Source organism: Psittacicella hinzii (genome assembly GCF_003585885.1).
Classification (GTDB): domain Bacteria; phylum Pseudomonadota; class Gammaproteobacteria; order Enterobacterales; family Psittacicellaceae; genus Psittacicella.
The window spans coordinates 1-22,232 of the sequence record NZ_NRHC01000048.1 but is presented as its reverse complement, the minus strand read 5'-3'; the positions used below and the strand labels follow the sequence as shown (position 1 = coordinate 22,232).

At 34.9% G+C, this 22,232-nt stretch carries 16 protein-coding genes; 13 read left to right on the top strand and 3 right to left on the bottom strand.

The genetic code is table 11. The annotated features are described in order from the left end of the window. The first annotated feature begins 642 nt into the window (after positions 1–642). The 5 genes from ahpC to yegQ all read left to right on the top strand — a co-directional run bounded on the left by ahpC (position 643) and on the right by yegQ (position 6,132). On the top strand, positions 643–1,206 hold the full coding sequence (ahpC, locus tag CKF54_RS04370) for an alkyl hydroperoxide reductase subunit C (RefSeq protein WP_119525139.1): 564 nt from the start codon (positions 643–645) through the stop codon (positions 1,204–1,206). Between the two features lie 134 nt (positions 1,207–1,340). Next, positions 1,341–2,891 (top strand): alkyl hydroperoxide reductase subunit F, encoded by a 1,551-nt coding sequence (gene ahpF, locus CKF54_RS04365; protein WP_119525175.1) that lies wholly within the window; start codon positions 1,341–1,343, stop codon positions 2,889–2,891. Between the two features lie 157 nt (positions 2,892–3,048). Next, complete coding sequence (infA, locus tag CKF54_RS04360) at positions 3,049–3,267, top strand: translation initiation factor IF-1 (protein WP_119525137.1); 219 nt, start codon at positions 3,049–3,051, stop codon at positions 3,265–3,267. A gap of 127 nt (positions 3,268–3,394) precedes the next feature. Beyond that, positions 3,395–4,537, top strand: coding sequence for a tRNA 2-thiocytidine(32) synthetase TtcA (gene ttcA / locus CKF54_RS04355; protein WP_119525135.1), 1,143 nt, complete (start codon positions 3,395–3,397; stop codon positions 4,535–4,537). 113 nt (positions 4,538–4,650) lie between these two features. Continuing rightward, on the top strand, positions 4,651–6,132 hold the full coding sequence (gene yegQ, locus CKF54_RS04350) for a tRNA 5-hydroxyuridine modification protein YegQ (protein WP_119525133.1): 1,482 nt from the start codon (positions 4,651–4,653) through the stop codon (positions 6,130–6,132). A gap of 223 nt (positions 6,133–6,355) precedes the next feature. On the opposite strand, the gene CKF54_RS04345 is transcribed toward yegQ, so the two are convergent. Both CKF54_RS04345 and CKF54_RS04340 read right to left on the bottom strand, forming a co-directional pair. Next, positions 6,356–7,750 carry a uracil-xanthine permease family protein gene (locus tag CKF54_RS04345; RefSeq protein WP_119525131.1) on the bottom strand — a complete coding sequence of 465 codons (1,395 nt, stop codon included), beginning with the start codon at positions 7,748–7,750 and terminating at the stop codon, positions 6,356–6,358. Positions 7,751–8,174: 424 nt separating this feature from the next. Beyond that, complete coding sequence (locus CKF54_RS04340) at positions 8,175–9,815, bottom strand: ABC transporter substrate-binding protein (protein ID WP_119525130.1); 1,641 nt, start codon at positions 9,813–9,815, stop codon at positions 8,175–8,177. 893 nt (positions 9,816–10,708) lie between these two features. Between CKF54_RS04340 and dld the strand changes: the two genes are divergently transcribed. The 6 genes from dld to CKF54_RS04310 all read left to right on the top strand — a co-directional run bounded on the left by dld (position 10,709) and on the right by CKF54_RS04310 (position 18,506). Beyond that, positions 10,709–12,466 (top strand): D-lactate dehydrogenase, encoded by a 1,758-nt coding sequence (dld, locus tag CKF54_RS04335; protein ID WP_119525128.1) that lies wholly within the window; start codon positions 10,709–10,711, stop codon positions 12,464–12,466. A gap of 287 nt (positions 12,467–12,753) precedes the next feature. After that, complete coding sequence (locus tag CKF54_RS04330; RefSeq protein WP_222987509.1) at positions 12,754–13,026, top strand: LapA family protein; 273 nt, start codon at positions 12,754–12,756, stop codon at positions 13,024–13,026. 26 nt (positions 13,027–13,052) lie between these two features. Then, positions 13,053–15,005, top strand: a complete 1,953-nt coding sequence (locus CKF54_RS04325; RefSeq protein ID WP_119525124.1) for a tetratricopeptide repeat protein — start codon at positions 13,053–13,055, stop codon at positions 15,003–15,005. A 77-nt stretch (positions 15,006–15,082) separates the two neighbouring features. Then, a complete protein-coding gene (locus tag CKF54_RS04320; RefSeq protein WP_119525122.1) occupies positions 15,083–15,397 on the top strand; it encodes a stress response translation initiation inhibitor YciH in 315 nt (104 codons plus the stop codon). A 1-nt stretch (position 15,398) separates the two neighbouring features. Next, complete coding sequence (locus CKF54_RS04315; protein ID WP_119525120.1) at positions 15,399–17,207, top strand: Smr/MutS family protein; 1,809 nt, start codon at positions 15,399–15,401, stop codon at positions 17,205–17,207. Positions 17,208–17,210: 3 nt separating this feature from the next. Then, positions 17,211–18,506, top strand: coding sequence for a glycosyltransferase family 9 protein (locus CKF54_RS04310; protein WP_119525118.1), 1,296 nt, complete (start codon positions 17,211–17,213; stop codon positions 18,504–18,506). 237 nt (positions 18,507–18,743) lie between these two features. Here the strand turns inward: CKF54_RS04310 and CKF54_RS04305 are convergent, their stop codons facing one another. Next, the gene (locus CKF54_RS04305) at positions 18,744–19,100 is read right to left on the bottom strand and encodes a diacylglycerol kinase (protein WP_119525117.1); all 357 of its coding nucleotides are present in this window, start codon (positions 19,098–19,100) and stop codon (positions 18,744–18,746) included. 242 nt (positions 19,101–19,342) lie between these two features. On the opposite strand from CKF54_RS04305, the gene CKF54_RS04300 reads away from it, so the two are divergent. Both CKF54_RS04300 and CKF54_RS04295 read left to right on the top strand, forming a co-directional pair. Further along, positions 19,343–19,648: a hypothetical protein gene (locus CKF54_RS04300; protein ID WP_119525116.1), complete on the top strand. Its 306-nt coding sequence runs from the start codon at positions 19,343–19,345 to the stop codon at positions 19,646–19,648. Further along, positions 19,641–21,584, top strand: coding sequence for a hypothetical protein (locus tag CKF54_RS04295; protein ID WP_147396814.1), 1,944 nt, complete (start codon positions 19,641–19,643; stop codon positions 21,582–21,584). The genes CKF54_RS04300 and CKF54_RS04295 overlap by 8 nt, the downstream gene beginning before the upstream one ends. Positions 21,585–22,232 lie beyond the last annotated feature (648 nt).

The window sequence follows — 22,232 nt, the reverse complement described above, 5'->3', positions numbered from 1 at the left end:
TCTTTGTTATCTCTAAAAAATATAGACGTATATGTAAATAGACATTTTAGCATAATAGCGTGCTAGCTTAGAAAAAATTTGTATTTACTAAATAACTTAAGAAAAGTAAATTTGAGATAGTTTTACGTTAGTTACGAGTTATTTTAGTTATGGCAAATTATGATGCTAATGCTCAAGCGTATACAAGGGGTTAGTTGAGCTTTCTAAATTTAGAAGTCTGTTTTATACGTCTCACCAAACTGTTAGACAATTAAATTTTGCATTTAGCAAAACAAAATTTTAAAAGAGGCAATTAGAAGAGGCAATTTAGAGAGTGCTTTTAAAGTATAGCTTACTTTGATCTGGTATTTATTGGTGAAATAAGAGATAACTTTTGAGGGAAAAGTTCGCTAGTTCTTTTTTCGAAAAAATAACTTTTTTTCTTAAAAATTGCTATATGTGAATTTTACATTTTTGAGAGAAAATCTTACTTTTTCTTTTAAAGTTCGCCTTATGGTTTCTTATTTTTTATCTTTATTTATCAGGTATATAAGTGTTATTTTGGTAAAAAGTAGAAAATAATCTAAACAATTAGCTTTTTTTGTTTTATAATATATCCATAATTTAATCCTATCGATAATTTTATTTAAGGAATCTAAGACAATGTCATTAATTAATACTAAATTATTACCTTTCAAAGTTAACGCTTACAAACAAGGTAGTTTTGTTGAAGTTTCAGATAAAGACTTAGCTGGTAAATGGTCAGTATTCTTCTTCTACCCTGCAGACTTTACATTTGTATGTCCTACAGAATTAGAAGACTTAGCTGATAACTATGCAGAATTCCAAAAATTAGGTGTGGAAATCTACTCAGTATCAACAGATACTCACTTTGCTCACAAAGCATGGCACGATCACTCTCCAGCAATCGGTAAAGTTAACTACACTATGTTAGCTGACCCTACTCACGTTTTATCACGTAACTTCCAAGTATTAATTGAAGAAGAAGGTGTAGCTTTACGTGGTACTTTCTTAGTAGACCCACAAGGTAACATCAAATTAGCTGAAGTGAACGATAACGGTATCGGTCGTGAAGCTAGCGAATTATTACGTAAAATTAGAGCTGCTCAATACATCGCAGCTAACCCAGGTGAAGTTTGTCCAGCTAAATGGAAAGAAGGTGCAGAAACTCTTAAACCATCTTTAGACCTAGTTGGTAAAATCTAATCTAGACTGAGAGTTTAGTATATAAAAGAGCATAGGCATGAGTGCCCTATAAGTAGGTACACTACCTTATGGGGCACTATGCGGTGCTCTTTTTCTCAATTGTGAATAATGTTAAAAAAGAATTAGTGAATATTATGTTAGATAACGCAATTAAATCTCAATTACAAACTTACCTAGAAAGAGTAGAATTACCTATCGAGCTTCGTGCAAACTTAGGTACTGATGCTAAATCAGCTGAATTAAAAGAATTATTATTAGAAATTGCTTCTTTAAGAAGTGACAAAATTTCTTACGTTGAAGTTGAAGAAGCTACTCGTAAACCAGCATTTACAATTGCACGCGTTGGTTCTGACGTGGCTGTTACTTTTGCTGGTATCCCAATGGGACATGAGTTCACTTCATTAGTACTTGCTTTATTACAAGTAGGTGGTTACCCAGCTAAATTAAGCAATGAAGTTGTAGAGCAAATCAAAAACCTACCAGGTGATTACTACTTCGAAACTTACTTCTCACTTTCTTGTCAAAACTGTCCAGATGTAGTACAAGCATTAAACGCTATGTCTGTAATCAACCCACGTATTAAACACGTGTCAATTGACGGTGCTTTATTCCAAGAAGAAGTTGATAGACTACAAATTATGTCAGTGCCTTCAGTTTACTTAAACGGTGAACTATTTGGTCAAGGTCGTACAAGTGTAGAAGAAATCTTAGCTAAATTAGATACTGCTTCAGTTGAGCGTAAAGCTGCACAATTATCTGAAAAAGAACAGTTTGATGTTTTAGTAGTAGGTGGTGGTCCAGCTGGTGCGGCAGCTGCTGTATATGCTGCTCGTAAAGGCATCCGTACTGGTGTAGTGGCGGAACGTTTTGGTGGTCAAGTACAAGATACTATGGACATCGAAAACTTCATTTCTGTATTAAAAACAGAAGGTCCTCACTTAGCAACAGCTTTAGAAGAGCACGTACGTTCATATGGTGTTGATATCATGAACTTACAACGCGTTTCTAAATTAATTCCAGGTGAAAAACAAGTTCAAGTAGAATTAGAAAGCGGTGCTACATTAAAAGCTAAAACTGTAATTCTATCTACAGGTGCTCGCTGGAGAAACATGAATGTTCCAGGTGAAGCTGAATATAAAGCACGTGGTGTAGCTTACTGTCCACACTGTGATGGTCCTTTATTCAAAGGTAAAGATGTTGCAGTAATTGGTGGTGGTAACTCTGGTGTTGAAGCTGCTATTGACTTAGCGGGTGTTGTAAGACACGTTACTCTAATTGAACGTGATGAAAAATTACGTGCTGACGAAGTGTTACAAGCTAAATTACGTAGCTTACCTAATGTAAAAATTATTACGAACGCAGCAACTACAGAAGTTCACGGTGACGGACAAAAAGTTGTTGGTTTAAGCTACCAAGATCGTGCAACTGAAGAGTTACACCGTTTAGATTTAGCTGGTATCTTCGTACAAATCGGTTTAGTACCAAATACTGATTTTGCAAGAGATGTACTTGAAGTAAATCGTATGGGTGAAATCATCACTGATGATCGTGGTCAAACTAACGTTCCAGGCGTATTTGCTGCAGGTGACTGTACAAACGTACCATACAAACAAATTATTATCGCAATGGGTGAAGGTGCAAAAGCGTCTTTAGCTGCATTTGATTACTTAATCCGTAACAACTAATTTGTTTTTTACTTAAGTTTAATTTTACTTAAGAATTAAAAGGGTTACTCTTAAACGAGTAACCCTTTTAACATCTTATAAATAGCAGTAAAAAATTAATTTTTGTGTTATAATATGCAACGTTATTTTTATACATAATTTTTTTAAATGAGGTCTCATGGCAAAAGAACCAGCAATTGAGTTTCAAGGAACTGTAATTGAAACATTACCTAATACTATGTTCCGTGTAGAATTAGAAAACGGTCACAAAATCATTGCTCACATTAGTGGCAAAATGCGTAAAAACTACATTCGTATTTTAACAGGTGATAAAGTTACAGTTGAAGTAACTCCATACGATATTAACAAAGGTCGTATCGTTTTCCGTTCAAGATAGTATTAGGTCTGGAAAATCGGCCGCAGAATTTACCTCTAGTAACATGGCTCAAATGTTACTCTTAGGGTTTTGTTTTTAAAAGCCATAGCCAAAGAGCTATGGTTTTTCTTTTTTGTTTTGTATAGCTATGCAAGAAAACTATCGTTTAAATAAACTAAGTAAACGCTTACGTAGTGAAGTAGGTAAGGCTATTGCTGACTTTAACATGATTGAAGAAGGTGATAAGATCATGGTTTGTTTATCTGGAGGTAAGGATTCTTACGCATTACTGGATATCTTACGTTCTTTACAAAAGTACGCTCCAGTAAATTTTGAATTACTTGCAGTTAACTTAGACCAAGAGCAACCAGGCTTTCCTAAAGAAGTATTACCTAACTACTTAGAGTCAATTGGCGTACCTTATCGTATTGTCAATGAAGACACTTATAGTGTAGTTAAACGCGTAATTGCTGAAGGTAAAACAACTTGTTCATTATGTTCACGTTTACGTCGTGGTATTCTTTATCGCGTTGCGCAAGAAGAAAAATGTACAAAAATCGCTCTAGGTCATCACCGCGATGATATGGTAGAGACGTTATTTTTAAACATGTTCTTTGCCGGTAAACTCAAAACCATGCCACCAAAACTTGTAAGTGACAATGGACTGCATACCGTAATTCGTCCTTTAGCTTACTGTCGTGAAAAGGATATTGAGAAATTTGCGAAATTAAAAGAGTTTCCAATTATTCCTTGTAACCTTTGTGGTTCTCAGCCGAACTTACAGCGTGCGATGGTAAAACAAATGTTGCAATCATGGGATAAGCAGTTCCCTGGCCGAATTGAAACAATTTTTAGATCAATGCAAGATGTGAGTCGCTCACACTTACTAGATCATCGCTTATATGATTTTGCGAGCTTAAGCTCTTTAAGTCAACAAGAGTTTAACCCTCATCATAATCCAAATGCTAAAGCGGTTAATGTTTTAGCCTCTAAACCAGCAAATGCAGAGCAAGATAATGCAGAGCAAGTAGTTGCGTCAACTGCAGAGCAAGTTGAAACAACTCTAGCAGGGCAAGCACCGCAAAATATTGCACCAGCGACTTTGTTAGCTAAAGAGCAAGCTCAAGGAAGTAAACAAGAGTTTACTGAAGAAGAGCTAGATAAACTAGCAACTGATGAGCTTTTTGGGGGTGAAGATTATGATGCTTTAGCGCGTCAAATTCATGAAGAGCACACTAAGCAAGAACAAGAAGAGCTTGCGATTAAAGGTTTAAACGTTAAACAACTATAAACACAAATTTAAATAATTTTACTCCTTATAAGGGGCTCTTAATATAAATAGTCTTGTAAACTGCCTGAATCTAGCTTCAGGATTAAGAGCTAAAATAATTTTAGGGATAATAAATGTCAGTAGTATATGCTAAACCAGAACTATTAAGTCCAGCTGGTTCATTAAAAAACATGCGCTACGCTTTTGCTTATGGTGCAGATGCAGTGTACGCAGGTCAACCAAGATACTCATTACGTGTAAGAAATAATGAGTTTAACTGGGAGACTCTTGAGCAAGGGATTAACGAAGCTCATGCTTTAGGTAAAAAATTCTATGTGGTAGTAAACATTGCTCCCCACAACGCAAAATTAAAAACCTTTGTTAAGGATATGCAACGTGTAGTTGACATGAAACCAGACGCTTTTATCCTTTCAGATCCAGGTTTAATTATGTTAATGCGTCAAAACTTTCCTGAAGTAGCATTACACTTATCTGTGCAAGCTAACGCAGTTAACTGGGCTTCTTGTAAATTCTGGTATGACTACGGAGTTGAGCGTGTAATCCTTTCACGTGAGTTAAGTCTAGAAGAGATCGAAGAGATTCGTCAACACGTTCCAGAGCTTGAGCTAGAAGTATTTGTCCATGGGGCATTATGTATGGCTTACTCTGGTAGATGTTTACTATCAGGTTACATTAATAAACGTGACCCTAACCAAGGTACATGTACAAATGCTTGTCGTTGGCAGTATGACCTTGCAGAGGGGCAAGAAGATGAGTTAGGACAAATTGTTGAGAAAGTAGCTAAAGGTGAAGTACACGATAACCGTGAACAAGATCCAAACGCAGCAATTATTAACGGTGAAGCTGATCTAAGCATTAACGTTAAAAATGTTGAACCAACTTTAGGTATTGGTGAACCAACAACTAAGACTTTCTTAATTACTGAACCTCGTCGTCCTGATGAAAAAATGACGGCTTTTGAAGATGAGCATGGCACCTACATTATGAATAGCCGTGACTTACGTGCAATTCAACACGTAAACCGTTTAACGCAAATGGGTGTGCATTCGTTAAAAATTGAAGGTCGTACAAAATCTTTCTTCTACTGTGCACGTACAGCGCAAATTTATCGTCAAGCAATTGATGACGCTGCCGCTGGTAAAGAGTTTAACTCTGAATTATTACGTAAGTTAGATTCATTAGCGCACCGTGGTTATACTGACGGTTTCTTACAAAGACATACTCACGACCAGTACCAACACTACACTTCAGGGAACTCAACAAGTGATTACCAACAATTTGTTGGTGCATTCACAGGTGAGCGTGAAGGTAATTTAGCTTTAGTTGAAGTTAAAAACAAATTTGTGGTTGGTGATATGATCGAAATCATGACGCCAAAAGGTAATTTAAGTTACCGTTTAGAGAAAATGTATAACCGTAAATTTGAAGAAATTACAGTAGCGCCAGGTGATGGTCATAAAGTATGGTTAGAAATTGATCCAGAGTTATCATTAGACTTTGCTTTAGTTTTACGTTATCTAGATCAAGGTTTAGATACAACTGATCCACACGGTCGTAAAGCTGCAGCTTCAGCTAAGATTACAGAATTAGCATAGTAACTAGGTAGTTAATTGCAAAAAAACTACATAGGAATACATAGAAAATACATAAAAATAAAGGTGATTTGCATAGCAAATCACCTTTATTTTTTGTCAATCCTAAATTGATTTTCTCCATAGCTTTCAGTTTTGTTTTATCTCAGTCCGAGACTGGGAACTGCAAGACTTTTGCCAAAGCTCTGATTTCTTGGCGCAAGTAAAGGAGTTTTCAATCTTAAGATTATTTTGAAACTTGGATACTTGGATCTGTATCTTCTTGGTCAACTTGTTCAGGATTTAAACCTTCGTAAGTTGAGTCAGAACCTGATAATGATAAAGCTTTACCATACTCTTGTGGTTGTTGTACGCTAAAGTGGTAATCATTACCTGGTAAAATTGCATTTAATAAGATACCAGAGATAGCAGCAATTGCTAAGCCTGATAAAGTAATTGTTGTGCTACCTACGTTAAACACTAGCGGGTTGTTTGCAAAACCTAGACCTGTTACTAAGATCATTGAAGCAATGATTAAGTTACGAGATTTAGTTAAGTCCACTTTGTTTTCTACAATGTTACGCGCACCGATTGCAGAGATCATACCGTAAAGAACTAATGACACCCCACCGATAATTGCTGTAGGAATAGAGTTAATTACGTCTGAAATAAATGGTACGAATGCAAATACGATTGCAAACATAGCAGCGTAACGCGTTACACGAGGATCGTAAACTTTAGTTAGAGCTAATACCCCAGTATTTTCACCATAAGTAGTACATGCTGGACCACCAAAGTATGAACCTACCATAGTTGCAGCAGCGTCACCAAATAAAGTACGGTGTAAACCTGGTTTTACGATATAGTTGCGATTTGTTGTTGCAGATACTGCAGAAACGTCACCAATGTGTTCCATAGTTGTTGCAAGAACAATAGGGACAATAGTGATAATTGCAGAAAGATTAAATGTCGCAAAATATTCAGTGTGAAGAGGTAAGTGGAATGCTTTTAAATCACTAAAGTGAGATTTGTCTACTAAACCAAATGCTAAAGCAACTAAGTAAGAACCGAAGATACCTAATAGTAATGGAATGATTTTCATCATGCCACGACCCCAAATAGTGGTAACAACGATAATAGCAATAGCTAATAAAGCTAAAGCCCAGTTAGTGCTTGACATGTTAATAGCTACAGGTGCTAAGGTTAAACCGATACAGATAACCATTGGACCTGTTACAACTGGAGGGAAGAAACGAATGATACGTTTAATACCAAAAACGTAAATTAGAACGGCGAAAATTGCGTAGATAATACCAGCAACAAATACACCACCAAGAGCCATAGATAAACTTGCTGGATCTTTATTAGGTGCAACTGCGGCATAACCAGCTAGGAAAGCAAAAGATGAGCCTAAGAAGATAGGAACTTGTCCACGTGTGATTAAGTGGAAAATAAGAGTACCGATACCCATCATTAATAGAGTTGTAGAAACATCTAACCCAGTTAAGATAGGAACTAAAACAGTTGCTCCAAACATTGCAAATGTATGTTGCAAGCCTAGAAGAAATTTTTTCCCAAATGAAAGATTTTTTATGTCGTAAATAGGTTCTTGACCTAAGGATACTTTTTCTTTTGTTGTCATGATAATTATTCTTCTTTGTATTAGACGCAAATTGTCAATATTATACAGAAAATAATTTGATTGTAAAGAAAAATTTTTGAAAAAGTTTTTTGAGCTAAAAAATTGGGGCTTTGTCTAGGGTAAAAGTTGTTTAGCGCAGGAATATGAGGTTGTAGTTACACAAATGAGGCTGAAGCTTTAGAGGTAGATTAGAATGCCGAAAACCCAATACAGAATACAGAAATGAATACTTGCGTTCTTTATTCGCTTTCTCCATAGAAGTTTGGAGTAGGTTTTAAGTTAAGTTTCGCTTGACTAATGAGTTAACTGGAAATAAAAATGTGAAGAGGTAAACCTTAAAAAGATTTACCTCTTCATCTTAAAGCAATTAGCTGTTTAAGTGCATAATTTAAACTAGCAAATTATTAACTTTAGTTACGATTAATTACTTTTTAGTTGCTTTATCAGCAATGATGTAGTAATCACGGTAGTAACGTTCGTCATTTTTCTCGTTATAACCACCTAATGCTGGAGATACTAAAGCATATAATAATCCCCAGTTGAATGGTACGTTAACTTGGTTGTCTTGTAAATACTTATTAGCTTGTGCATATAGCTCAGCACGTTTAGTTGCGTCTACTTCAGAGTTTGCACGGTTTACAAGATCATCATAATCTTTGCTACAGAAACTTGAGTAGTTTGCAGAGTTTGCACATAAGTAGATATTGTAGAAAGTAGAAGCCTGATCATAGTCAGCTCCCCAACCAGACATACGTACTTGGTAGTCTTTATTTTTGATCTTATCTAGGTAAGTTTTCCATTCAGTTTGGTCACCAGTTAGTTTAACTAAACCGCCTGAACCTTTATCCCATTGACTTTGTAAAGCAACGAATGCTCTTTGGATAGTTTTACCTGAATAGTAAGTTAATTCAATTTTTAGAGGGTTGCTCTTAGAGAAACCTGCTTCTGTTAGAAGTTTAACTGCTTCTTTTCTTCTTTCTTCTAAACTTCTATCCCAATAATCTGCTTGAGTAGATAACTGTCCGTCTTGTACATAAGTAGGTACGAAGATAGAAGTTGGTGTACCAGCTGTGTAGATACGCTCAACGATAAATTTGTTATCTGTTAATAAAGCGATTGCACGACGAACTTTAGGATTTTTAAATGGTTCATAGCTGTGTTGGAAATCTAAGTAACCAGCTAGAAGAGCAGGTGATTGACGTACTTCTTCAGGTCTCTCTTTTAAGATTTGTTCTTTTAATTGTGGAGGGATACCTGTAAATAGAAGTTCACCAGACACATATTGATAGTATGAAGTGTTAGGGTCTTTGATGAAAACAAAGCGAATGTCTGTTAAAGTAGCATTAGCTGCGTCCCAGTAAGTATCTACTTTTTTCAGTGTGATTTCATCATTTACTGCATAGCGTACTAATTGGTAAGGACCGTTACTTACGATGTTACCTGGTCGAACCCAAGCATCACCGTGTTTTTCAATTAAGTCTTTACGAACTGGAGCTAACACCCCATAAGATACTACTTGCGTTAACCAAGGTGTAGGTTGTGTTAATTTCACTTCAAAAGTGTAATCATCAACAGCTTTTACCCCTAAAGCAGATGGAGGTAATTTACCCACTGAAACTTCTTCTGCATTTACCACATTAGCATTGTGTGCTAAGTAGTTACCATAAGAAGAACCTGTGCTAGGATCTGATAAACGTTGCCAAGAGTAAACGAAATCGTGCGCAGTTACTGGTTTGCCATCAGACCATTTAGCTTCTTTACGTAAGTAGAAAGTCCAAGTTAAACCGTCATCAGAAACTACTGCTCTTTCTGCAGCTACAGGAATATAGTCACCATTTGGCCCTTGACGATACAGAGTATCGAAAATTGCACGAGCAACTGCTGCTGAAGTACCATCTGAGAATTTACCTGGATCTAATGTATCAGGGAAAGAACCTAAGTTAATGTTAATTTTTTGTTCAGCTGCTAATTTAACGTCAGCAGGAGGAGCTGCGTGGCTAACTGCTGAGAATGCCAAAACACTTGTGAGAGATAAGCTTAAAGCTAATTTTGTAAATTTATTCATATAACTAAATTCCTTAAAGCTGTCAAAAAGAAATCAAATACTAATCTGTAAAAAAATTAAAATATTACTTCTAGTTTAATATACTTTTAACAAAATAAGCAATACTTTACTGCAAAATGAGAGGAAGATCACATTTTAGCGTTAAAAATAGCTGAATAACATGGGAAATTTTTCAAGTTGGCAAATAAGGATCGGCAAACTTGTTTTAAGTTTAATGAGAAGTTTGGATAAGTTATTCCCACTAAGTGTAGTCTTCTAAGTGCGAGATAAAATGAAAAATCATTATTTAGGGAAGAGATAACCTTATTGCTCACAGCTCACAGCTCACAGCTCATTGTTCATTGTTCATTGTTCATTGTTCATTGTTCATTGTTCATTGTTCATTGTTTAATTAAAGATTATCTCTAGGTAATGCACAAAGTTTAAGAGAGATACTCTAGATTGGTAGAGTGACAGAAAAAATTATTTTATTTTTATCTATGCCCAGTTTTTTATGTTATCCTATGGTTAAACCTAGTAAAAATAACTTTAATATTATTAATTTAGTAATGCTAAAGTCTCTCTAAAATTTGTTAGCTAGCATAATGAAATAATTACCAAATCATTAGTAAAGTATTGCGAAAGTATTAGTAAAGTGTTACGAAAATCATTATGAAGCATTATGAAGTGAGAAATATTCTCTCGTCATAAAGATAACTACAACTTTTTAGTTAGGTGAATACTTATTTTTATCAATATTCGAAGTTTTTTATGTTTTGTAAGGCTTTTTTAAAAGGCTTTGCAAGATAATTAGTAACTGATTAAGAGGCTCCTCTTTTATTTCGACGACAATCTTGAGGGATAACTCAAGTTGTAGTTAAGAGGTAAACTTACATTCTTAGGGACGGCTATTCATGACACAAAGCTACAAAGATTTTTTAAAGAGTTTGTCTGATGTCGTTGGAAGTAAATATCTTCTAACTGATGCCAATGCAACTAAACGTTATCGCACTGGTTTTTTCTTTGGTTCTGGTGATGCCCTTGCGGTAGTAAGACCAGGAACTTTAGTTGAATACTATAAAGTAGTAAAACTTTGTGTGGAAAATGATGTAATTGTTTTAAACCAAGCACAAAACACAGGCGTAACTGGAGGTTCTACTCCTTGGGGTAATGATTACGATCGTCCAATTGTTATCATCAATACTTTAAGAATTGATGGTATTAAATTAATTAAAGAAGATACAGATGAGCCACAAGCAGTTTGTTTAGCTGGTTCAACTCTATATCGCTTAGAAGAAAAGTTAGCTTTAATTAATCGTGAACCTCATTCAGTTATCGGTTCATCATGCATCGGCGCCTCTGTAGTTGGGGGAATTTGTAATAACTCGGGTGGTACGTTAGTACAACGTGGACCAGCTTACACCGAACTAGCTTGTTACGCTCGTGTTAATGAGCAAGGTGAGCTAGAGTTTGTTAACAATCTAGGCATAGATTTAGGTGAAGGTACACCTGAAGAGCAATTAGAGCGTTTAGAAAAAGGTGATTACTCTAAAGAAGCAGTTAGTGATCCTGAAGGTAAATTAGCTTCTTCACGAGACTATAAAGATAAAGTTGTACAAGTTGACGCAGATACGCCATCTCGTTTTAACTCTGATCCAGAGCGTTTAAAAGAAGCTTCAGGTTCAGCAGGTCACTTAGCTGTATTTGCGGTGCGTGTTGATACCTTTGCCAAAGCAAAACGTCAACAGCTTTTCTTTATCGGTACCAATGATCCGCAAGATTTAAATGAAATCCGTCGTACAGTGCTAACTAAGTTTGACGGCTTACCTATGCAAGGTGAGTACATGAGTGCTTCATCTTTTGATGACGCGGTAAAATATGGTAAAGATACTTTCTGGGTACTAGATAAGTTTGGTACTAAACACTTACCACGTTTATATGCTTTAAAAGACGCATATGATCGTAAGTTAGGTCGCTTACCTTTCTTACCATCGTCAGAAACAGTAATGCAATTCTACTCTGATTGCTTACCTAACTTATTGCCACAAAGCTTATTAGATTATCGTAAGAAATTTAAACATTACTTAATCTTAACAACAAGCGGTGACTTAATAGAACAAACTGACAAATACCTAAAAGAGTATTTTGCAGAGCATTCAACTGGTGACTACTTTGCGTCTACTCCAAAAGAGGCGAAAAAAGCATTGCTTCTTCGCTTTGCTGTCGGAGGTTCTTTAGCTCGTTCGATGCATGTGCTTAAGAATGAAACTAAAGGTATGATTGCCCTAGATATTGCGTTACGTCGTAATGATGATAATTGGGCAGATCCTCTTCCTGAAGAAATTAGTCAGCACTTAACGCACGTGAATTCTTGTGGTCACTTCTTATGTCATGTGTTCCACTTAGATTATCTTGTGAAAAAATCGTCACCATACTCAGTGGAAGAGTTAAAAGAGAAAATCTTAGAGTTTTATCGTGCTCGTGGGGCGCAGTATCCTGCAGAACACAATGTTGGACACTTATATCATGCGCAACCTGCGCTTGAAAAACACTATCGTACTCTAGATCCAACGAATCAGTTTAATCCTGGAGTTGGTAAACTTTCAAAAAACAAAAACTGGGCAGATACACCTTGTTCATGTTCATGCCAAGCAGAGGCTGACAAGGCTTAAGCTAGCTTAAGTTGGTTTTATCCTCCTTAGTTGAGTTAATTTTTGCTCTTAGTTGAATTTACTTGCCTTGGTTGGATTGATCTTCCGAGTACTACATTGCCTTAAGTTTATTTTTATTAAAATTTTAAATAAAGCTAAAGCTTAAGGAAGATGAAAAAAAGCAATGAGCCGGACTCGTTGCTTTTTTTCATGATCTTTATGTTAAAATATAACTATAAACAGTTTGTCTTATTAAAATTATGAAATTAATCCGTTATCTGTGCTATCTTTTATTTTTGGTAGCTTTATTGGTATTAGTTTTTATTTTTACTTCTGCCAATGATCAAGTGGTGCATGTAAATTTCCTTTTAGGGGAATTTGATGGCGCTTTATCTTTCATTCTCGGTATGGCTTTTATCTTTGGCTTTGTTCTTGCACTTGTAGTTTTATTCCTACTATATTTAGTTCTCAAAACTAGAGTGGTGTTAGCAAACAACAAAGCGCACGCTTTAGAGAAGAAAGTACAAAAATTAGAATTAGCTTTAGAATCTTACAAACTAGATGCTAAAACTCACCCCTAGTTATATTTAACTAGGGTTTTCTTGAAATGAGATTAGATATGTATGAGTTTCTCTTTCTTATTCTTCCTTTAATTGCTGTTGTTTCTTTCTTCCTTGGTTATGTTTTTAAAGGGAGTTTTTCTGCTTGGTTATTAAAACGTCGTACTAAGCAGTCTTACCTTGATGAAGTTAAGACCATAGTCAAAGATGATAGCTCACAGTCACAAGAGGTGGTAAATCGTTTACTTGATACTGTCGAATATATTATTGATGGTAACTTAATAGCCAACGCCCCGCCGGTACAAAAGCTAAATAAAAATGGTAAAGCTACTATTTTTAGTAAGAGTAAAGAAGCTTCAACTCGTGTTAACAGTGAAAGCTATCCTGAAGTTGATTTAGCTATTGATGACTTTTATGAGCAAATAGCTCAAACACCTGTGAGCAAAAAAGAAGAGGTTGTAGCTCCACAAGAAGAGCAAAGCAACATCGAGGCAACAATTGAAGCTCTTGATAATGAGCTAAAAGGGCAGAATTTAAATAACCCAATAGTATCAACTTTAGAAAATGCGCTACAAAATCAAGCGCAAAAAAGAGCTACTAAAGTTGTTGAAGAAAGCGAAGAAAAGATTTTAGCTTCTCGTTCTTTAAAAGACCTTCAACATCCTTATGGGGTACTTGCTGAAGATGTTGGGCATTTACTTGAAATGCAAATGCTTGGTGGCGTTATTTGCATGCAACGCGGAGATTACTTCCGTGCGATTAAGATTTTTCGTCATATCTTAGCTATTCCTACTTGGAAAAACCAAGGGCATGTTCTCGCTAATATCAACTTAGCGCGTTGTTATTTAAAAGCTGGGATGTACTCTCGTGCTTTGGAAACTTTATTACCTCAAGTTGGTAATGTAAAGTATGAGGGCGAAATCTTAAATTTATTGCTAGAAATTTATATAGTTACGCAAGACTGGAAGCCAGCTTTAGCTGTAGCTAAAGCTATTTACAGCTTACAAAAAAATAACAATAATTTAAAACAACTTTGTAATTTCTATATATTTCGTCTATGTAGTTGCTACTTAGATATAGGGCATAGACGTACTATGTTCTCTTTTCAGAGAATTATAGAATTAGATCCAACAAATGTGCGTGTCTATGTTACCCGTGCAAATTATCACTTTGCTCTTGGGGATTATTTAAGTGCACTTGAAGATTATCAACAAGCTTTAAATTTACGTTTTGAGCTGTTACCAGCAGTAATTAGTAACATAGCTTATTGTTATGCAAATATTCGTACTTTTGGTAATGATTTTGCGAAGTTCTTACAAAGTTTAGAAGTTCCTGAAAAGTGGCAATATATTCTTGATCTTTATTTAGATCAAGTTATAGATAACTTTGATTTTCTTCCTTATGCTCATAGCTATGAATTTCGTGATCAAGCGAAAAGTTCAGCGGAAGTTTTTCGTGAACTTGTGTTAGGGCAAAAGACCACGCAAATGCGTGACTTTAAAGCAGAGTTAGCGCAAAAAGCGAAAATGTACCAACAGGGTGAACGTAAATTTATTGGGAATTTAGTTTCTTTTTTAAGTGAATCGCGTATAGAAAGTAAGCCAGAACTATATGATCGTCTTGAAGTTCTGCTTGAAAGTTATAAAGCAAATCCTCAGGCAATTGTGCTTGAACGTATTTTTATGCTTTTAAGTGAGCTTTTAGTTGAGCTTCCGGTTGAGGTTGCAGAGACCAAGCAAACTAAATCAAACCTTTTATCTTTACTACTAAGATTTGGTAATCGTCAACAAGCTGTTGCGCAGAACCAAACGGAAAAGTTTGAGCAGTTTTTAACGAAACTTGATGAGAATACGCGTAATGCGAGAATTGTAGCAAGCTATCATTGTAGTTCATGTGGTTACCAACACCACGAGCTATTTTGGCTTTGTCCATCTTGTCATAAATTAGAAACTTTTGCTTTAAGTAAAGTAGAATTTACCCAGAAAAAACCTTTAGACTAGTCTAAGGGTTTTTTATTTGCTTAAATGAAAAAACTTCTTTTATAATAGTAAGAAAAAACTAGCATAAGGATATAAATATGAGTTTAGTTTATAGCACCGATGGTGGGCGCGTTAAACCTGAAAAAGAACAAGAGCTGCCACCAGAAGGTGATGGTGTAGTACGTCTACATAAAGAAACTAAAGGACGCAAAGGTGCCGGAGTAGTTTTAGTAAAAGGCACTGGTTTGGATAAAGCTGCATTAAAAGAGCTTTGTTCTTTTTTAAAGAAAAGATTAGGTACAGGTGGGAGTATTGAGGACTGGGATATAGTAATCCAAGGAGCTGATAAACGCCCACAGGTACAACAGCTTTTAGAACAGAAAGGTTATAAAGTAAAGCTGGTTGGAGGTTAATATGAGTATCAAAGATGCAATCAAGTTAGCTTTACAAAAGTTAAGTGGTGATTCGAGTCAAGTTTTAACAAGTTTAGAAGAGGCAAAGTTAGAATTAGCTAATGCCGTAGATCAAGGTACAGGTGAGAATATCTTTACTGACACTTTAGAACTTGGTCAAAAAGAGATGCAAGAAACTTTACACAGTCTATTTGATGACAGTGGTAAAGATATTGAAGGGAATAAAGGCAAAAGTATCTACAATACTGGAGAGTTTCAAGTATTAAATGCGCCTGCTGTTTATCAAGATGTGGAAATAGATGAACAAGCTTACACTGATGAGCGTGGTAAAGTGCTCGGTAATACTACTTTTGCTGAACAAGTAAAATTTGCTGCTCCAGATTATAATCCGGAAACTATGTTAGCTAAAAGCGCTCGCCGCACAGCTTTCCCACGCGCAAATTTCCCTGTGGTAAAAAGTACTAATCTCGCTGAAGTTAAATCAGTACAAAACGAAAGTCAGGATCACGAAGTAAAAGTTGCGGAAACTAAAGGCAATCCAGATGGTATTGTGCGTTCAGTTGTGCAAAAAACTTCTTACACTCGTACAATTACTCAAGTGCAGAGAGTTGACGGGCAACTTGAACAACAAATTGAAGATAAAAGTATTAGTGAGGATGTTGAAACTTTAGCTTTAGCTAATGGTAACCTGCAAACAACTACTAATATTAGTACCAATACTAAAGTTACAGTTTACTCAAATAAAGAGCAACCTCGTGCTTTACCGGCTGAAACTAAACGTGAAGAAAGTTTTGCAGATTTATTTGAGGGAAGTGACTTTGCTCTGCCTTCGCCTCAAGCTAAAGAAGAACCGCAAGCAAGACTTGGTTCTTCGAAGAACAAAGCTTTCAAAGATGAAGATAAAGTTGCATTAAAACAATTAATGCAGGATTTAAAAGAAGAGGAAAGTTTTGCAAGCTTACTTGATAGTTATAGTGAGCCGAGACAAGAGCAAGGTTCTGGCAAAAAACACAAGTTTTTTGCACCAAACTCTTATGCCAATAAAGTTGCCAATAAATCTTTTGATTTAGATGCTGATGAAGAAGAAATTGCTTTTAATTTAGATGAAGTAAACCAATCTAATAAGCAATTTAACCGTGAAGTTAAATTTGCGCAAATGTTTGAGCAAAAAGAACCGGTTAAAGAAAGTAACTATATAGATATAGATGACTCTTTTAGAAAAGCATTCCAAGATATTAAGCCACTTAAAGGAAATAATTCTAACCATGCTAGTCTTGAACAACAACGCCGTCAAGCAGAGCATGAACGTCGCCTTAAAGCTGGATTAAAATCAGGTAAAGAGTTTGTTGAACAACAAGTTGCGCAACAAGATTATGCGCGTTTAAGTAGTCAAGACAATGTAATCTTTTCTGATATAAACATGCGTTTTAACGAGTTTAACTATGAAAATGCACGTTTTATGGTGGAAGGATTAGATACAGAAGTATCGCACGTATTCTTTAATGGAATGTTACCTATAGATCGTGAAGTTGACTTACATGGTTATACTTCAGAGGATTTAAAGGCGATCATTCCGGCAGTAGTTAAAGATTGTTGGCGTAATAACGAATATACAATTCGCTTTATTACAGGTCATGGTAAGGATATTCTTAAACAAAACTTACCTAACTACTTAGTGCAATATGAGCGTGTAGCTGCTTTCTACCCAAATAAAGAAAATAATGGACGTGGTAGAACAAATGGCTTTATTGTTTTATTACGTAACTATGATAAAGAAGTAGCTGCCAACTATTCATTTAAGAGCAAGTAAAATATGCCTAAAGAATTAACAAGTTTTAAGCAGGTAAAAAGAGTTTGCCTTTTTAGATTATCAGCTATAGGGGATATCTTAAACTTAATACCTAGCTTAGAAATCTTATTAAAAAATTACCCAGAAGTTGAAGTAACTTGGGTAATTGGTACTGGGGAATATAACTTATTCCGCCATCTTGCCAACAAGTATCCTCAACTAAAATTTGAAGTTTTTAATAAGAGTAAAACCTCTTACTGGCAGGCATTTAAGCAATTACGTGCTATGTCACGTGAGCCATTTGACTTATTGCTTCATGCTCAAACTTCAATGCGTGCAAATATTTTGTCAACGTTTATTCGTGCAAAATTAAAAGTTGGGTTTAGTAAGGAAAGAAGTTTTGAGGGGCATTCATTAGTAGTTGACTACTCAATTCCTTATCAAAAATCGATGCATGTAATGGTCGATTACTTTGATCTTTTTAAACCATTTTTTACGGAAGCAGACTGTCAAGAATTTGCTAGTTTAGTTAAAGATACAGCTTTACTTTATTCTGGCGAATACCCAGCTAATCTAATTAAACAAGCAGATTTGCAACCTATGTTTGATTTAGGCCTAGGGTTACCTAATACTGAACTTGCTTTAAGTAATGTAACACCGCAAAATCAAAACATATATAAAAAACTAGTAAGTTATAGTAGATTTGCAGGGCAAGATAAACGTCAATCACGTTTAATTTTTGTAAATCCAGCTTCTTCAGCTTTAAAGAAAAACTGGACGGCAGAAGGCTATATCTCCTTGATTTGCAATTTACTTGATCAGGGGCATAAAGTCGTAATTACTGGTGGTAAGAACCAAAAAGAACTAAATTTGGTTAACCAAGTAGTTAAAGGTGTCGAGCTTGTTTTTTCTCAAGATGAGAGTAAAGTTAAAGGCACTGATAAGTTATTCTTTAATTTAGCTGGACAAACGACTTTAGCAGAGCTATATCTTTTCTTAAGTTTAGCTGATTTAGTAGTAAGTCCAGACTCTGGTCCGATGCATATGGCTTCTTGTTTAGGCATTCCTACAGTTGGTTTATTTGCTTACATTAATCCACTGCGTTCGGGTCCAATCCAAGGGGTAGCTGATGTTGTAAGTGTTTTCCACTTAAATACTTATGGTAAAGACATTGAGTTTACTCAAGAGCAGTACCTCAAGGACTTAAAAAATTGGCGTAAGAAACCACCTAAAGGTGGAGAAAAACTTATGGAGCAGATTACTGCAGAACAAGTTATCACTCGTGTAAATGAGGTTCTTGCTCGTCAATTACCAAACTAATCACTACTCAATTAATATAGTTAAAGCACCTCTAGTTTGAGGTGCTTTAACTATATCTAAATTTAGGTAATGAACTCGGCTAGTTAAGGTGTCTGTGTTTATTCTCTTACTACCTATTGCCTCTAACAGGAGCTAAAGGTGAATTGGAAAAATTATTTCCTGTTACTTGAAGGTTCGAGACTTGGAACTTGAACTTGAAATTGAAAATTTGTATTAAGCTGATTTTCAACTAAATCGCTAGAATAGTAAAATGCAAGCCCAAGTAATAACAGCAATAACTATAGCAATAAATACACAAGCAGAACCTAAATCTTTGGCTTTACCTGAAAGCTCATGAAAATCGGTGCTTACTCTATCAACAACCGCTTCAATTGCACTGTTGAATAGTTCACACAGAATAATCAGTAAGATACTACAAACAAGTAATGCTTTTTCTACGCCACCATCTCCAAGGCAAAAGCCTAAAGGAATTAAGATAATCGCAAGGAATACTTCTTGACGAAATGCTGCTTCTGTTTTAAAAGCACTTTTAAAACCTTTGATTGAATAGTTGAAGGCTTTAAAAAAATGAGTTAAACCGGTTGTTTTTTTCATATAAACAAATAAAGTTGAACTAATAAAAGTTAGTTAAACTGACAAAATATTTGTATATATCTTAGAACACTTTTAGCTTTTTTGCTGGAGATTGTCGTTAGTTAAATTTTCTTGAGGTTTATTTAGTTAGAGCAAAACAGGGGTTTGCTAATCCATGAAAGTAAAGAAACCAAAGGAATAAAGTTATAAGAAAAGCAAAGCTAAATTGGGTAAAATAAGAAGAAAAATTTTTAGAGGTTGATATGACGGAAAAAGATAAAGAAATTAAGTATATGGAAGCAGATCACATTGATGAGGTTGCTCCAGACTTTAAAGCATCTATGCAAGCAATGTTAAAGTTCATTCAAGATCGTAAACTAAAAGCTGATGAGGAGTTAGCACCTGCAGAAGATTTAACATCAGAACCTAACGGTGTGGTAAGTCCAAAAGAGCAATTAGAATTTAAAGAGGGAATGAGTTTAGAAGATTTTCTTGAAGAGCAACAAGATATAGTTGCTAAAGAAATGATGGCTTACATGGTTAACTCTAATCCAGATAAAGATGAGTAACGTGACCTTTTGGCAAGATGTTTTTGCTCGAGGAGAAAAATTTCTTACTTCTCGAGTAAAATCTGCAACAGAGTTGGAAGAGCTTTGGCAAAGTTATCTATTGAGTGAAAAGCGCGATAATTGTGTAGCTCTAATTTGTGATTTTGCTGATGGTTTAATACTTGCGCAGTTACAACTTCCTGCAGACTTAATTAGTGAAACTAGTCAATTGTCTGAGTTAGATCTATACCTAGCCAAACATCAAGCTTATGCACAACTTTTGCAAGGACTTAACTTAAATCAAATAAAAGCGGTAGAGTTTGTTGACCTACGTGCGGGAAGTTTGTTGCGACCTGTAATTCCTCAAGTAGGTTTGACTTACAATGCGCAGGTTACTGAATTAGATATAGCAAATAATCAAGCATTTGTTGATTTAATTACAGAGGATAAAGCTGAAGTTAGTAATCAGCAATATTGGCAAGCTTTACTTAAGTTAAGTGATTGTAAGTTACCAAGTGCTAAGATTAAATCTATAAAAGAAGTTGTCCAAAATAAACAAAAGCTCAAGGTTCGTCTAAAAAGTCCAGCCTACAGCGACAAACTAGCATTAGTAAGTTTAGCCCAACGTTATCAAGAAATAAACATTCTTGAAAATGTAGAAGATTTATCCTTAGAGGATTACTTTATTAATCTTTTAGGGAGATCTACCTTTGTCTGCAAGAGATTAATGGTGCAGGCGCAAGTTGTATTTGTAAATAGAGTTCAACAAGAGTTTGTTGAACTTGGTTTAGATTTACAAAAAGCTGTTATTCTAGATAATTTTACTTTATGGCAAAGTAAATTACTGCCGATAGTGCAAGCTTTGGCACTTAACCCGCAAGAGAAGATAAAGCAAGAAGCAATATCTGACTTTAACCAGCAGGTTAAATTTGACTTAAAGCAAAAGCAGGTAAGTAAAGAGTGGAATTATGTTTTTACAGGTCTAGACTACACAGATAAACATGGCTTAAATTATCTTGTCAGTCAAGATCAACAAGCTACTCATATAGATCTTAATAAAGCTAATTGGCAAAAAGCTGATTTGACACCATATCAAACTCAAGGAAATGGTAAAAGTAAAGTAGAAGAACTCTTCAAAGGTCAAGTAGATATAAATATGCAAATAAACCTTACAGCCATGCCAACTATTTTGCAATTGATAGAGCTAACTAAGGCTAACGGACAAATAAATATTGATCTTCTACCAATTCAGAAAAAGCATCGTCAACTATTTGCCCAAGCTTTAGATTTATTAGTGCAAAACTCTGGTTTGGGGAAAAATTTAGTTTTACAAAGCAAGCATCCGTTTAAAGACTATCTAACGGCTTCTGGTTATCTAGAAATTCAAAGAGAACGTAAAGGTTTAAATCTTGGACACCACTTAACAGCATTAGAAGTAAATAAAAAGAATCTTTTAAATTCTTTTTATAACTTTAGGCTCAATCTAGCTAGATGTCTACATGCAGAGAAAGTAAGAGAAGCAACTAGGGGAAATAACCAGACCTCTGTAGGAAATAAGGTTGCTAAGATAAATTTAAGAGAGGAAAATCTGCTAGAGAAATTAAAGAGCTTACAAATATATGCAAATTTAACTCCAGAGCAACAACAGAAATATTTAGAACAATTGCAACAAGTTCATCGAGACTTTTCTTTTAATTATCAATCAGCTTTTGCTTTGGCTAATTTTAATAAAGAGGTTCTTTCACTAGAGTTGCTTGTTAATTCTCCAGAAGATAAGCTGAAAAAACTTGATAGTGAGTCAATGCCGACTAATCTCAAAGAAGAGAATAGTAATAGTATAGGGCTGGAAGAAGAAAAACAAATTTCAGCAGAAACTGCAAATAGTGCTAATGAACTTAGTGATAAGTTGCAAGCAGAACTATTTGTTGGACTACCTGCAAGTTTTACTTGGAAGTAGGTCATCATTAATAAGAGAGTTCTCTCTTATAAATAGATTGCTTTTAGTGTCATTTTCAGCTGAAATAAAAATATATCTCTTATATAAGATAATAAGTAAGATAATAAGATCTAGCTAAAGCTTCTAAAAATTCTAAGATGGTCGAATAATCTCTAAGAGAAATTGGAGTATCTCATGTTGAGTTTGGGATACTCCAACTTAATTAAGATTGAATAAAATTCTCGACAAGATTAACAGTCAATCTAAGCAATAAATTAGTGATTAAGATTTGGATTAAATTTAATCAACTGGGTAAGGCAAAAAATATACTAAAAATAAAAAATAGGTTTTTAGTTGCTTGGTTAATAAATATCGCAAATTTATTGAAATTATTGCAATATTTATTAGGTGGTAAAGAAATAGTTAAAATTAATATTGACGTTAAATCATTATTTTAAGAAAAAAGTCTAATAAATGGTTTGACAAATTATTATTAATTTGTCTATAATATGCCTCGTTGTCGAAAGGAAGAAAATAAAAAATTACTTCGATACCTAAAGAAATTTAGAAGATTGAAGAAATAATTATTTGACAAATCCTTTTTAATATTGCTATAATATTTTGGTCGATCAAAGTATTATAGAAATCGACAAAATAAAGTTCTTTAAC

Bases quoted from the DNA above. Each gene is read 5' to 3' on its own strand.
- CKF54_RS04320 (WP_119525122.1), top strand. From the start codon at position 15,083: ATGAGTTTAGTTTATAGCACCGATGGTGGGCGCGTTAAACCTGAAAAA.
- CKF54_RS04310 (WP_119525118.1), top strand. From the start codon at position 17,211: ATGCCTAAAGAATTAACAAGTTTTAAGCAGGTAAAAAGAGTTTGCCTT.
- ahpC (WP_119525139.1), top strand. From the start codon at position 643: ATGTCATTAATTAATACTAAATTATTACCTTTCAAAGTTAACGCTTAC.
- yegQ (WP_119525133.1), top strand. From the start codon at position 4,651: ATGTCAGTAGTATATGCTAAACCAGAACTATTAAGTCCAGCTGGTTCA.
- CKF54_RS04325 (WP_119525124.1), top strand. From the start codon at position 13,053: ATGAGATTAGATATGTATGAGTTTCTCTTTCTTATTCTTCCTTTAATT.
- CKF54_RS04295 (WP_147396814.1), top strand. From the start codon at position 19,641: ATGAGTAACGTGACCTTTTGGCAAGATGTTTTTGCTCGAGGAGAAAAA.
- infA (WP_119525137.1), top strand. From the start codon at position 3,049: ATGGCAAAAGAACCAGCAATTGAGTTTCAAGGAACTGTAATTGAAACA.
- ahpF (WP_119525175.1), top strand. From the start codon at position 1,341: ATGTTAGATAACGCAATTAAATCTCAATTACAAACTTACCTAGAAAGA.
- CKF54_RS04345 (WP_119525131.1), bottom strand. From the start codon at position 7,750: ATGACAACAAAAGAAAAAGTATCCTTAGGTCAAGAACCTATTTACGAC.
- CKF54_RS04340 (WP_119525130.1), bottom strand. From the start codon at position 9,815: ATGAATAAATTTACAAAATTAGCTTTAAGCTTATCTCTCACAAGTGTT.
- CKF54_RS04300 (WP_119525116.1), top strand. From the start codon at position 19,343: ATGACGGAAAAAGATAAAGAAATTAAGTATATGGAAGCAGATCACATT.
- dld (WP_119525128.1), top strand. From the start codon at position 10,709: ATGACACAAAGCTACAAAGATTTTTTAAAGAGTTTGTCTGATGTCGTT.
- CKF54_RS04305 (WP_119525117.1), bottom strand. From the start codon at position 19,100: ATGAAAAAAACAACCGGTTTAACTCATTTTTTTAAAGCCTTCAACTAT.
- CKF54_RS04315 (WP_119525120.1), top strand. From the start codon at position 15,399: ATGAGTATCAAAGATGCAATCAAGTTAGCTTTACAAAAGTTAAGTGGT.
- ttcA (WP_119525135.1), top strand. From the start codon at position 3,395: ATGCAAGAAAACTATCGTTTAAATAAACTAAGTAAACGCTTACGTAGT.